General features: G+C 47.9%; 12 protein-coding genes. 7 read left to right on the plus strand and 5 right to left on the minus strand.

What is annotated here, in order from left to right; translation table 11 throughout:
- Window positions 1-162: 162 nt before the first annotated feature.
- On the minus strand, window positions 163-555 hold the full coding sequence (locus tag D9T21_RS14270) for a DUF3718 domain-containing protein (RefSeq protein WP_164464698.1): 393 nt from the start codon (window positions 553-555) through the stop codon (window positions 163-165).
- A gap of 263 nt (window positions 556-818) precedes the next feature.
- Between D9T21_RS14270 and D9T21_RS14275 the strand changes: the two genes are divergently transcribed.
- Both D9T21_RS14275 and D9T21_RS14280 read left to right on the plus strand, forming a co-directional pair.
- On the plus strand, window positions 819-1,169 hold the full coding sequence (locus D9T21_RS14275; RefSeq protein ID WP_123325631.1) for a winged helix-turn-helix domain-containing protein: 351 nt from the start codon (window positions 819-821) through the stop codon (window positions 1,167-1,169).
- Between the two features lie 148 nt (window positions 1,170-1,317).
- A complete protein-coding gene (locus D9T21_RS14280) occupies window positions 1,318-1,854 on the plus strand; it encodes a PH domain-containing protein (protein WP_123325632.1) in 537 nt (178 codons plus the stop codon).
- A 102-nt stretch (window positions 1,855-1,956) separates the two neighbouring features.
- On the opposite strand, the gene ahpF is transcribed toward D9T21_RS14280, so the two are convergent.
- The 4 genes from ahpF to D9T21_RS14300 form a co-directional block, all read right to left on the minus strand.
- Window positions 1,957-3,549 (minus strand): alkyl hydroperoxide reductase subunit F, encoded by a 1,593-nt coding sequence (gene ahpF, locus D9T21_RS14285; protein WP_123325633.1) that lies wholly within the window; start codon window positions 3,547-3,549, stop codon window positions 1,957-1,959.
- Window positions 3,550-3,633: 84 nt separating this feature from the next.
- The gene (ahpC, locus tag D9T21_RS14290) at window positions 3,634-4,197 is read right to left on the minus strand and encodes an alkyl hydroperoxide reductase subunit C (RefSeq protein ID WP_123325634.1); all 564 of its coding nucleotides are present in this window, start codon (window positions 4,195-4,197) and stop codon (window positions 3,634-3,636) included.
- Between the two features lie 317 nt (window positions 4,198-4,514).
- Complete coding sequence (locus D9T21_RS14295; RefSeq protein WP_123325635.1) at window positions 4,515-6,173, minus strand: response regulator; 1,659 nt, start codon at window positions 6,171-6,173, stop codon at window positions 4,515-4,517.
- A gap of 206 nt (window positions 6,174-6,379) precedes the next feature.
- Entirely contained in the window at window positions 6,380-7,045 is a 666-nt protein-coding gene (locus tag D9T21_RS14300; protein ID WP_123325657.1) for a 2OG-Fe(II) oxygenase, read from the minus strand.
- A 230-nt stretch (window positions 7,046-7,275) separates the two neighbouring features.
- On the opposite strand from D9T21_RS14300, the gene D9T21_RS14305 reads away from it, so the two are divergent.
- The 5 genes from D9T21_RS14305 to D9T21_RS14325 all read left to right on the plus strand — a co-directional run bounded on the left by D9T21_RS14305 (window position 7,276) and on the right by D9T21_RS14325 (window position 13,416).
- Window positions 7,276-8,829, plus strand: coding sequence for a bifunctional GNAT family N-acetyltransferase/carbon-nitrogen hydrolase family protein (locus D9T21_RS14305; protein ID WP_123325636.1), 1,554 nt, complete (start codon window positions 7,276-7,278; stop codon window positions 8,827-8,829).
- A gap of 2 nt (window positions 8,830-8,831) precedes the next feature.
- Window positions 8,832-9,554, plus strand: coding sequence for a thioredoxin domain-containing protein (locus tag D9T21_RS14310; protein WP_123325637.1), 723 nt, complete (start codon window positions 8,832-8,834; stop codon window positions 9,552-9,554).
- A 123-nt stretch (window positions 9,555-9,677) separates the two neighbouring features.
- On the plus strand, window positions 9,678-10,475 hold the full coding sequence (locus D9T21_RS14315) for a hypothetical protein (RefSeq protein ID WP_123325638.1): 798 nt from the start codon (window positions 9,678-9,680) through the stop codon (window positions 10,473-10,475).
- A 157-nt stretch (window positions 10,476-10,632) separates the two neighbouring features.
- Window positions 10,633-11,625 carry a patatin-like phospholipase family protein gene (locus D9T21_RS14320; RefSeq protein ID WP_123325639.1) on the plus strand — a complete coding sequence of 331 codons (993 nt, stop codon included), beginning with the start codon at window positions 10,633-10,635 and terminating at the stop codon, window positions 11,623-11,625.
- A 180-nt stretch (window positions 11,626-11,805) separates the two neighbouring features.
- Window positions 11,806-13,416 (plus strand): methyl-accepting chemotaxis protein, encoded by a 1,611-nt coding sequence (locus tag D9T21_RS14325; protein ID WP_123325640.1) that lies wholly within the window; start codon window positions 11,806-11,808, stop codon window positions 13,414-13,416.
- Window positions 13,417-13,567: the final 151 nt, after the last annotated feature.

Consider the following 13,567-nt stretch of genomic DNA (forward strand, 5'->3'; position numbering starts at 1 on the left):
TTCTAATAAAAGTAACACCCAACCGTTCGCCGGAGTAATTCTTGCTCCGGTTTTTTATTGGTGAATAAGCATTCTCCCCCGTTACCAGCCTGGTATTTTCTGATTCGAAAGTACTAAAAAACGAAGAGACGTAGCCATCCCTTCGCTTTTTGTTAGCACCGGCTACTTACCGGTTGTCATACTTACGCTTATCTCAACGGGTACATCACGACTGGCGGTAACGTCCTTAATTTCGATAATCGCATTAGGGTACGTGTACTTTTTCAGCAGTGTATAGGTGTCGCTGGCACCATAGTAACGGGCAAAGGCAGCGAGTTGCATACCATTACAAACCAGACCGTTAGCCAATACTTTATAAGTCGACGTATTTATTCTGCTTGAGGGTGTCAGTTCTCGTACGGCCTGCCGCAAGCCGGAACGATCATCCTCAGCCGCATTTCTGCACACTGAAATAAGGTCTTTCTCAAGCTCTTTGGGATATCCTTCGGCCATGGCGGTGCCACATACTGCTGATAGCGATAACACCGTCAGGCTAACAGGTAAAACTTTACTCATGTTCATCATCTTTCCTACACCTGATTTTGTTTGAATGGGTATTTCGCTGGCGATACAACTGCTCAGACCCTAGGAGTGTAGGCCGGTATCGAGGTTTTCGTCGCTGACAAAACCATGACACCTGGATGACAAATTTAATCTGCCATTTTTCATTCGCTTAGCCTGGAAATGTCATTTCTTTGTCATCGCCGTCATTTGTTTTTCATTTGTTCTGCTAAACTTTAGTAGCAGATAACGGGTTAGCTTTGTAAAGATTTGCTCCCATGACATACGACAAACCGTCAAGAACCATTACCGACTCAAAGGGTGAGCAACGGGTACTTTCACCACAGTGTGGTGACCTGTTAGATTTGCTAATGGAAAATGAAGGCGAGATTGTTACCCGTACCGACATGCGCCAGTCAATCTGGGGTCATAAGGTAGTCAGTGAAGACCGCATAAACCACCTTGTCTGTCGACTGCGAAAAGAGCTTAAATCACTTCCGGAACCACCACCCTGGCAAATTGAGGTCATTCCCAAGCGTGGCTATCGCCTGACGACTCTAGAACCCAGGCATAATATTCCGCTGTGGTTACACCGCTGGATTGACTGGGTGCATGACATCATGCGCTAACGTTGTGTAGCGTTTGATTACCTGTTTCGCCATAATGAGAGTTACAGACTCTTACAATTGAATACCTTCATTTTACCTGTAACATTGTCTGCTCAAACAATTATTGCGCTATGATGACCATAAAAGGCAACGCAGATAAGGAATCATCATGGCGGAAACCGTATTACGTAGTGCTAGCTTTAGCCCCAAAGTAAAAGCTTATTGGCTTATAAACCTGTTGATTGTCTCCGGGCTCACCATTATTGGTATCCCGCTGTTACTCATTTCTGTTCCCCTGATGTTATTTATCAGTAGTCGTATGTTAAAGGCAATGTCCGCTGAGCTTACAGAACGAAAACTGGTAGTTAAACGCGGCGTGTTTTTCAAAGTTGAAAAATCGATTCCACTGGAAAAAATTACCGACGTAGCCATGAGTCAGGGGCCATTGATGCGAGCTATGGGCCTTTACAGCCTGAGTTTTGAAACGGCAGGACAATCAGGCCAGGGGGCGCTGGTTTCGATGCTTGGCATCGAAGATGCTGCTGGATTCCGCGAGGCGATCCTCACTCAAAAAGACAACTACCCTATTGCTGGCCGGGCCGATAAAGCACAGCCTGCGCAGCAACAATCAGAGCTTACTGAACTTACCGAAAGCGTAAAACGCATTGAGAAAATGCTGGCGACACTCATCAATAACAAATCCTGATCCGAGCGCTTACTTATAGCCACCCGACGAGAGTTACAGACATAAAAAAAGCGGACTAACGAGTCCGCTTTTTAGCTTACGACATAGATGAGATCATAACCGTTAGGCGACAGCTGCCTGCTCTTCGAGCTCTTCCTCTGTCTGGTGAGACAGCAGATATTCAAAGGCGGCCAGTGAAGCTTTAGCGCCCTCACCCATAGAGATAACAATCTGCTTGTATGGCACAGTAGTTACATCACCTGCGGCATAAATGCCTGGCTCAGAAGTGTTGCACTTACTGTCGACCACAATCTCGCCGTACTGAGTGAGATCTACAACGCCTTTCATAAACTGACTGTTCGGAACCAGACCAATTTGTACGAACACGCCGGCCAGTGGTAACGAATGCTCTTCGTTGGTCGCTCTGTCCTGATATTCGATCGCGCTGACTTTACCGTTTTCCGCCACAATCTGTTTGGTTGCCGCGTTTTTGATAATGGTAATATTGTCGCGCTTTTCAGCCTGGTCAATTAACACCTGATCCGCTTTTAACGTTGGCATAAATTCAAACACAGTGACCGATTTCACGATACCGGCTAAATCCAATGCCGCCTCGATACCAGAGTTACCGCCACCGATTACTGCCACGTCTTTACCTTTAAAGAACGGGCCGTCACAGTGCGGACAGTAAGCCACGCCGTTACCAACGTTTTCTTTCTCGCCGGGCACACCCAGCTCTCTCCAGCGGGCACCGGTAGCCACAATCAGAGACTTGGTTTTAATCTGTTCACCCGACGATAGGGTCAGGGTTTTAATATTACCTTTTTCGATGTTATCCACGCGGACATGCTCTTTTAAGGTAATATCGTAATCTTTCATATGCTCTGCCAGATTACCAACCAGTTCAGGACCAGTGGTTTTTGGCACAGAGATCAGGTTTTCGATGCCCATAGTGTCTTTTACCTGACCACCAAAACGGTCGGCTACCACAGTGACTTTCAGGCCTTTACGGGCACTGTATATAGCCGCGCTTACGCCTGCCGGGCCACCACCAATAACGGTAACATCCTGAAGCGGTAACGACTGACCTTTATTGGCCTCTTTCAGGCTTGGGTCGAATTCCAGTAATTTGTCTATCAGTGTGGCGGCGTCTACTTTACCGTTTGCAAAGAGTTCACCGTTTAAGTACACACTGGGTACACCCTGAATATCACGCTCTTCTACCAGGGATTGATAGAGGCCGCCGTCAATCATTTCTGATGAGATATTCGGGTTGAGCAGCGCGAACTGATTTAACGCCTGGACAACGTCCGGACAGTTATGACAGCTCAGGCTGATAAATACTTCGAACTTCAGTTCGTCTTTTACACCTTTCACTAATGATGCAACGCTGTCATCAATTTTTAGTGCGGTGCCTGACGCATGCAGCAGTGCCAGTACGAACGAGTTAAACTCGTGTCCGCCTGGGATCCCGGAAAAACGAATACCGGTATCTTCACCATCAGCTTCCAGTAAAAAACTGATTGAGCTGCGTAGTACGCCGTTTGTATCACGTTCTTCCAACTGGATCTTGTCACTCACTCCTGCCACATCAGACAGAAACTGCTTCAGCTCGTCTCGCTTGCTGTGCTCGCCAGTTTGCAGAACAAATGTAATGTTTTTCTGCATCGACGCGAAGTAACCTTTAAGCGCCTTTTTAATATCTTGCGTAATCATATTTAATTCTGCCTTAGATAATGTGGTTGAGGGAATGTGCGGGCCGCGGCCCGCACCGACATTACTCGTTGGTTAAAACGGTAATTAGATTTTACCTACCAGGTCTAACGATGGAGCTAAGGTTTCTTCACCTTCTTTCCATTTAGCCGGGCATACTTCACCTGGGTGAGACGCTACGTATTGAGCTGCCTTAACTTTACGTACCAGGTCATCTGCGTCACGGCCGATACCTTCAGCAGTGATTTCCATAGCCTGGATGATACCGTCCGGGTCAACTACGAATGTTGCGCGGTCAGCCAGACCCATGTTTTCACGCATGCAGTCGAAGTTACGGGTAATTTCGCCTGTTGGGTCGCCGATCATGGCGAACTTGATTTTACCGATAGTTTCTGACGCTTCGTGCCATGCTGCGTGAGTGAAGTGAGTGTCAGTTGATACTGAGAATACTTCTACGCCACGAGATTGCAGCTCTTCGTATTTGTCAGCAACGTCACCTAACTCTGTTGGACATACGAAAGTGAAGTCAGCCGGGTAGAATACAAATACAGCCCACTTGCCCGCGATGTCTTCGCTGCTTACTTCGATTAGTTCACCATCTTTAAACGCGTTCGCTTTGAATGGTTTGATTTGAGTGTTGATTAAAGCCATTTACTTTCTCCTAAAGTTAGGTTTATTTAACGCTTTCAATATTAACTGTATGAACAGGATGACCACTTCGGTTAATCACATTCACACTGTTGATCTGCAGTTAAGGTTACGAAAATTCAACCGTTACGGATTGCCGTCACGGATTGTTTCTTTCTCGCTTCCGTTTGACTTGGGATAAGAATAGCGACAGACGCTGGAAATTTATAATTGGATTTGTTGAAAGTCTGATTCGATAAAAGCTATCAGAATGAGATTTTTGGATAGGAATTAATCAAAAAAAGTAAACCCGCCTGAGATTGGCGGGTTTAGCGCGGTGTTTATTCGGGCGTGGCGTGCACGGTCGCTTCATTGAGAGATAGCGCACTGAGATACTCATCGCGCTTTTGTTGTTGATTAGCAGGCAAACTGGTTTTACCCAGTAAATCTGCAGCATTCACTGCCACTTCATGCTGGCTGTCTGATAAGGGTTCATTCTTATTAATCTGTACCAGCACTTTTAATAAGCTCAGGGCGATCGATTTATCGTGAGGTGATAAGGTCATGGCTTGGCAAAGGTTATTGTAAGCCGGAATAATGCGATTTTCACGGTAGTTTACCGCTGCCATTTCTTTTAGCTCTTTGGTGGTGAATTTGATTTCGCGACGTTCAATTTCTTCACGTTTGAGGTATTCATCCACCACCTGACTGGCCAGCGTATCACCCGCCAGTTGCGCTCGCAGCGTGTCGAGAATAGCCAGGCAATCTTCTTTCATGCCCAGTTCATGGTAAGCCTTCATTAAATCCAGATTATCTTCCAGATTCATCGTCGCATCGGCTTGCAGATTTTCCTTCAGCAGCTTTTCGGCATCGCGTTTATTATTTTTCAGCGACTCTATGCGAGCTTTTATAACCCACATTTTGTTAGCCAGCGCAGGCTCCACAAAGTCACCGCGGGTTAAGCCTTCAATCTCGCGGGTTACCTGACGCAGTAGTTTTTCCGACTCGGAGCCCGAAACAGTTGCAGCCAAATCAATCATGGTGCGCACCACGTTAAGGCCAAGCTCAGGTGAATCATGAATGGAGTTTCTGGCAAATTTTGCCATATTCTGTACAGCCGACAACTGGCCGTATTTGTCGCGGTTAAGGCGGGCCAGATCCCACAATTTTTTGTTTCGATCAATATTGCGAGGGGCCAGCTTACTTGCCGCTTTAACCTGCTCGTAAGCAACATCAAACTGCTCTTTACTGATGTAGTACTGAGCCAGTAAATCGTAGGTTAGGAAGCGGGTATCATTGCGCTGCAATAAATCTTCGATCAGCAGCTCAGCCTCATCAACTTTGTCCTGGCGGAAAAGCGTTTTAGCCAGACCAATATGCACCCAGGCATGATCGTATTCTTCCTTAAGCCGGCTGAAATAGCGCTCAGCGGTAGCATAATCACGCAGGTGGATAAGACATTCGCCAATCATTCTTTTAAGACGCGGGTGATATTCTGCTACGCCCTCATCTTTAAGGCTGCGCTCGGCATGATATATCGCCGCCGCGTAATCGCCGTTATCCATGCAATGCATAACTTTGTGTAACTTTCGGCGGATATTCACCAGGTAGTTAAAGCGCTGCTGAACCCGACTGGCATCCAGGGGTTTTACCCAGAAGTCATCCGGTTGCAGTTCGATAATGCAGTTAACCAGCTCCATACTGGTTTCAGCACTTAAGAACACTACGGTAGACTTGTCGCCGATATAATTGTTATGTTTGAGCTCTTCAAACAGATGGAAACCGTCTTTGTCGCTGCTGACATTAAATGCCAGCAGAACAACGTCAAAGGTGTCTTTCTGACACAGGCGAACGGCATGGAAAGCATTTTGCGCACTGCTCACCTGCTTAACGCCCAGCTCCAGCAGGGCCGACTTGATTAGGTCATGAATAAGCGCCTGGTTGTCTACAACCAGTACTTTTAACTCTTCAATTGCTTTCGGTAATGGGATTTTATCCATTGTCACAACCACTTAACACGAAATTGCTTTCCTTGTCTGTGCAATGCCCGGCTTGCGGCAGTCCCGTGTTGACCACGTCTGCCACTGCACGAAGCGCTAAACCAGAGGGTATGTATTACCTGATGTTATCCCGAATTTCATAAAACTGCCATACTGATATTTTCCAATCAGTATCTATTTAGCCGCTTCCTGGCAAAATCCGCGCTTTATCGCGGCGGATCGACCCGTTGAGCCGTAGAGTTATTCACCCTGAACCAACCGGCAATTGAGAATCGATCGCGTCTGGCAGGCAGTACTTCATGGGGAAACTCCTCACTGAGAAAGATCACCATAGTACCGGCTAACGGAGTAACCGATACTGCTTCATCTGGCGTTGCCGGCGGGTAAATTACCAGTTCCCCGCCGTCGTCCTGTGTCCAGTCAGAATTGAGGTAAAAAACCGTCGACAGTACCCGGTTTGATTCTCCCTGAAACGCATCCATATGTCGTTTATAAAAGCTGCCTGGCGGGTAATGGGCAAAGTGACTTTCGTATGAGAACAAGCCCAGGAACAGTCGCTTATTAAGATACGCTTTTAAACAATCCATCCAGTTTAACCACGCCGTGGTTACCGCCGCGGTCCCCTGGATCCAGCATATTTCATCGGTGCGAACAAATTCATTCTGATGATACTGCCCTGCCCGGCCAATCCCGGCGGGGTCAAAATCAATCGCTTCCTGGGCATAGGCTGTTAACCGGGTGGTTAGTGCGGGAGGCAGCGCAGCAGGAATAATACTGTAGCCACGCTGATAGAGATCATCAGCAATGCGTTCATACAACTCCTCGGGGGCCTTAGACCCGGCAAGGACATGGTTTTCTAAAGACGTTGTCAACAGAGGGGTTATCCAAATAAAACAGGCGTGATAAATATACTGAAAACGGCAATTAGACAAGTTATTTTTTATACAATCCGATATTTTTGCTGCAGTCTGACCGGTTACGTCAGCATTACTGATCAAATGCCCTGTTAACCGGGTATAGGTTTGTAATAACTGGAAAACTTGGAGTGCATCACCGGTGCATGCTATGTTGCCCACAGACAAGTCATTTTTGAGAAAGTAGAATGAGCGACGAATTATATACTGAAGATACTGAACACCATCTCGACCTGAGACACCTGACCCTGGATGACTACCAGGATGTGAAGGAACTCATGGACGATGTCTACCGCAATGTCGGTGGTGCCTGGCCCTATAAAAATTATAAGGCACAAATTACAACTTTCCGCGACGGCCAGATTTGTATAGAAGATAAAGGCAAGGTAGTCGCCTTTGCCATTTCCGTGATTGTGGATTATGACCAGTTTGGTGATAAGCATTCCTATGATGAGATCACCGGCGATGCCTACCTTACGACTCACGATCCAAATGGCGACGTGCTCTACGGTGTTGAAGTGATTGTGTCTCCGGAATACCGCGGCTTACGTCTGGGACGCCGTTTATATGAAGCGCGTAAAGAGTTATGCCGTAACCTCAACTTAAAATCCATTATGGCCGGCGGGCGTATTCCCAACTATGCCAAGCATGCATCGGAAATGTCGCCCTACGAATATATCGAGCGGGTAAAATCGAAAGACATTTTCGACCCGATCCTTACTTTTCAGCTGTCCAATGGCTTTGAAGTAAAGCAAATCATGCAGGCTTACCTGCCTGAAGACAAAGCGTCTAAGGGCTATGCCACACTGCTGCAATGGCACAACATTTATTATGAACCCGGCAATCCGCAGTTGATAGGTGGTAAGAAGAGTTCGGCCAGAATTGGTTGTGTGCAATGGCAGATGCGCTATTTCGAAAACGTCGAAGAGCTTATTCAGCAGGTAGAGTATTTTGTTGACGCACTGTCGGATTACGGCTGTGACGTGGCTCTCTTCCCAGAATTTTTCAATGCACCGCTGATGGGCCTGGCAGAGTCAGAATCCTCTATTGATGCCATCTGGCATCTGGCCGAATATACCGACGAAATTCTTACTGCTACCTCACTACTGGCGGTTTCGTACAACATTAATGTGATTGCCGGTTCCATGCCGGTGATTGAAGAAGAAGAGCTGTATAACGTTAGCTATCTGTGCAAACGTGACGGGACCATAGAAGCTCAGTATAAATTGCATCCCACGCCACACGAGAAAAAAGACTGGATCATGAAAGGCGGCAACTACCTGCGCTGCTTTGACACTGATTTCGGTAAAATCGGGATTTTAATTTGTTATGACGTAGAATTCCCCGAGCTCGCCAGGGTGCTGTCTGAGCAGGAAATGCAAATATTGTTTGTGCCGTTCTGGACCGATACCAAAAATGGTTATCTGCGGGTACGCCGCTGTGCGCAAGCGCGCGCGATTGAGAACGAATGCTATGTAGCCATTGCCGGCAGCGTAGGCAACCTGCCGAAGGTGGATAACGTGGATATTCAGTACGGCCAAACCGCAGTATTTTCGCCGTCTGATTTTGCTTTCCCGCACGATGCTATCGTCTCGGAAACCACGCCTAATACCGAAATGACGCTGATTGTGGATTTGGACCTGGATAAATTAACTACCCTGCAAAATGAAGGTTCGGTGCGTAACTACCTCGACCGTCGTCGCGACCTTTACCGGGTGGAATGGCTGGGTGGTGAAGACTAATTATGTTGCGTGAATTCACCGCGGTATTAATGCTGGTTGTTGCCTGGCCTCTGCAGGCCGGCAGCGATACCAGTGGTTTTTATGTGCGCCATGAAGATGAGGCCGCGGTGGTAGAACATACCATCGCTCAGGCCGGCGAGAATCAACAACTGGTTGCGCTGGTGCTGGGTGCCCAGTGGTGCCATGACTCACGGGCGCTTGCTGATTATTTTAATGACCCTGCGCTGGCAGGTGTAACCGAAAACATTGCTTTGCTCCCCGTGGATGTGGGCTATTTAGAAAACAAACATTCGTTACTGAGTCAGTTTGGCTATCCCGCCTATTTCGCAACGCCTACTTTGCTGTTGATTGATCCGCAAACCCGGCAGGTGATCAACCGTGCGACCTTGCCGGCCTGGCAAAGTGCCCACAATGAGTCAGCCGCGGCTTTGCAGGACTATTTGCAAGCACAACAACTGTACTGGCAAACCCAGTGGCAACCGGCCCCGATGGTGCCTGAGCTTGAGGCTTTTGAAACACAGCAAGCCAGCAGGCTTTATGAAGATTACCAGCAACTTGGAAAATTACTGGCCAAAGAAGATAACGGCCAGCCAGCGCCAGGCCTTAACGCACAGTGGCGTGCCGTAAAGCAATACCGCATGGCATTGCAGTCGGACCTTATCCGGATGCATCAGGCGGGTGAAATTGGGGATAAAACACCCAACTATTCACCAATCGACTGGTAATCTGCCAAAAAGTACCGGCTAACATTGGTATTGCACAGAAATTAGCGATAACATCAGAGGATAAGGGCCCAGCGCCCGTTTTCATGAATAATTATATCGCCACAGTTGTCATTAAGAGGGAATATGGCTAATAACTCGCGCAACGATGACTTTCCCACAATCAGACTCGACGAAGAAGACCGTCGCGGATATCAAACCAAAACGGCACCGGTTCACCGTTCGGTGACTACTTCACAGACAGCCGCTTCCGGAGAACCAGAAAAAGCCAAAGGCGGCTCAGGCTGGGGCGTTGTTGCCCTGTTGGTAGCCATTGTAGGTTGTGGTGCAGCAGGCTACTTATTTACGGTTACGCAAAAGCAAAATGCCACGCTGCAAAATGCAGAGCAACGTATCCAGCAGTTGGAAAATAAACTGTCTGCCACCGGTGAGGAGATTGGTGAATCAACCGTAGCTTTGCAGGTAAAGGTTACCGAGCTGACCAACAAAACTGCTGAGTTATGGGAACAAATGGACAAGCTTTGGGCTTCAGCCTGGCGCCGTAATCAGAAAGAGATTGCCGACCTGACCGATAAAGTCGCCGGTGATAAAAAGGATCTGCAGGAGTCTGTATCGCAGGTTTCACGTAATCTGGATAGCCAGAAAACGCAGTTAGCTACCTTAAATAGCAGCCTGGAAACCGTTTCGGACGAAATGCTCGCCATCAACGTGCAGATGGAACAGGTTAATGTCAATAGCAGTTCCCGCCAACAGGAAATTAAAAGCCTGAGCGACAAACTGGCTTTACTTGAGCAGCGCAACAATGCCCTGTCGAGCCGAATAGCGTCGCTGGAATCTGAAATTCGTGAACTGGCCACCAAAGTAGTGAGTTCACCTTCGGCAAGCGTGCCGGCCTCACCTTCCGGTTCTACCGGCGGTCAGTAGGCGTCTGCCACCAACCCTATTAAAATTTGCTTACATAAATGGCGCCGGATCCACTCCGGCGGCAATTTATATTGTCTACTTTTTAAACTATTCAGACTAATTTTGCGTAACAATAGCTTTCCATGCTGCACCGCAGCACTTTTCAGGGATGCTACTAATGAAATCCGTAAAATTATCTTTAGCACTACAGGGCGGTGGCGCTCACGGTGCTTTTACCTGGGGCGTACTTAACCGCCTGCTCGAAGAATCATGGCTCACTATTACCGGTATTAGCGGTGCCAGCGCCGGCGCCATGAATGCTGTTATGGTCGCTGAGGGCTGGCGAAAAGAGGGTCGCGAGGGCGCTAAACAACAACTGGCTGACTTCTGGTATACCGTCGCTGAGCAAAATGTTGGCTTTGAACTCCCTGGCGAACTCAAAAACTCGGTTACCAAATGGTGGCTGAGTGCGTTTCAGTTTCTTTCCCCGTACGATATCAATTTGCTGGATATCAATCCGTTACGTGACATTGTCGATCAGCAGGTTGATTTTAAAGCCTTACAGCAGGCTAACCCCCTGCCCTTGTATATTGCCGCCACGGAAGTCAGCACAGGTAAGCTGGCCCTGTTTAACACACCGGAGCTCACCACCGACCATCTGCTGGCTTCAGCTTGTTTACCTAACGTGTATAAAGCCATTGAGATTGACGGCAAACATTACTGGGACGGCGGTTATGCAGGTAACCCGGCGATATTCCCGCTTATGAACGAATGTGCAGGTAAAGATGTACTGATTGTGCTGTTACAGCCCCTAGAGCGGGAGGAAGTCCCTAAAAGCTCGGATGATATCAGTGATCGTATTACCGAAATTGGTTTTCACAGCAACTTTATGCGTGAAATGCACGCCATTGCCAGTGTAAAACGTCTGGTTAACGGTAAACGTTTTTTATTGGGCAAGGTTGAGCGACAAATAAAGCAGTTGCGAACTCATCTGCTCACCAACGGTGAACTGCTCTCCTCATTGGATAGCGCCACCAAATACGACAATCGCAAAAAATTTCTCGAGTGTTTACGTGATGCCGGTGAAGAAACCACAGAAAAATGGCTGGCAAAAAACGCCGATCATCTGGGCAAAAAGCCCAGTTGCGATATTCAGGCGATGTTTGATTAATTGTCAGCGATTATAGTCGACGGTAACACAAACGTTTATCTATTCGGTTTTAATCAATCCCCTGATTGGTACCGAGATCACCCATGAGCCAATGTTATCTCATCAATATACAAATTCAGATGAAATAAACTCTCTCTTTATCGGGTCTGTTGCGGTATATCGGATATTGAGAGAGCTAACATGTTGAAATCAATTGGCCGCAAAGTGATGGTGGGCTACCTGGTGCTTATTATAGCCATGGTGCTGACTGGCATAATGTTTCAGTTAAGCCTCAATCAAATCAGTAAACAAAACCGCCACTTCACATCGCATACCCTGCCCGCTTTCACATTGCTTCAACAAACCCAGGATGAGCTGGCTCAGTTGCATAACCTTAGCTTCGCCCTGTATGGTTACACTATTGACAGTGATACCTATGCAGAGCGTTCTGAGCAGCTAAAATCGCAACTGCAGGACAAGCTCTCTCAGTTAGGTGAGCGTCACCTGTTTAACACTGAAGCTCTGAAAACATCACTGTATGATCTATTCACTGCCATGGACCATTTGGAGGCTATTCTGAGCGCAGCGGATACTGACTGGGATGCGGCAAGGCACGCTCTGACGCTGATTGAAAACGCCAAAAACGCCAGCCGTGAAGTGCTAAGCCAGATAAGCCAACAGTCAGCTCAGCAGGTGTTTCAGGCCACCGAAGAAGTCAGTGTCACCCTCGGGCTGATGCGCTGGATTAATTACGCCTCTGTGATACTGGTTGTGGTAGTGGCATTGCTCTCTTATCGCTATCTGTATCAAAAACTGGTCACGCCATTACTTAGTATCACAGCTGCACTCACCAGCCTGAGTCACCATAAGAACCTGGAAGTGGTTTTACCCAATGCCAGTAATGATGAGCTCGGACAGGTAGTCAATGCGCTGAAAAAACTTATTAAGGCCTTAACTGAGGATTACACGGCCTTAAACGCTATGACCAGCCAGCTGCGCAGCGCGAGCATAACCTTTATTGAATCAGCCGCTTCTTCTGATAAACAAGCCCATCATTTATCCGGTCTGGCGGTTCAATTGGACAATGCTATCGCAGAGGTAGGAGTGCAAATCGCCGGCGCCTCTGAAGACTCAAAAAGCGTGTCCGAGTCAGCAGCATCTACCGCGGATCTGGTGAGCCAGGGCAAGCAGGAAGTGGCAGTCAGTGCGGCGCAGATAGCCACGCTACAGCGTGAAATCAATGAGTCTGCACGGCAGCTCTCGTCGTTACAAAACGCCGGGGATCAGGTGGGTTCGGTAGTCGGGGTAATTGCTGAAATTGCCGAACAAACTAACCTCCTTGCGCTCAATGCAGCTATTGAAGCGGCCCGCGCAGGCCAACACGGCAGAGGCTTTGCGGTGGTGGCAGACGAAGTTCGTACCCTGGCCTCGTGCACTCAACAATCGACACATCAGATCAACACCATACTGGCACAAATAGTGGATTCCATTACCACCACTGTGCAAGGTATGAAAGCCAACCTCGCGCTGACCTCAGTGGCATTTGAGCAAGCTAACCATACACAAAACGCCCTTAAACAAAGCCAGCAAAGTGTATTATCGCTAAGTGACGATAATCAACAACTGGCCGCTTCCACACGACAGGTGGTGGTTGCCACACAAACCATTCAGAGTCAGGTTAAGGGGATTAGCCAGCAATCCAACGAATTGCTGCAACAAAGTGAACTTACTCGCGCCAAGGCAGGTGAACTCGATGAGCTAATGACAACCCTTACCCAGATAGCCACCAGTTACCACTTTTCATCCACCTGACCATTCAGGCGCCGTGCTTTTCGACAAACCGAATCATAAAAACTACCAGAAACCTGGCTATAGTGTCGCGTGATTACGTAAAATGAGGCTTTGGCTGAGCACTCGCTCTGCTTATCCGGCCCTAGGCTGATTTTTCCGGAGTCTATTATGT

It is taken from the genome of Marisediminitalea oceani (assembly GCF_003731635.1).
GTDB classification, from domain to species: domain Bacteria; phylum Pseudomonadota; class Gammaproteobacteria; order Enterobacterales; family Alteromonadaceae; genus Alteromonas; species Alteromonas oceani.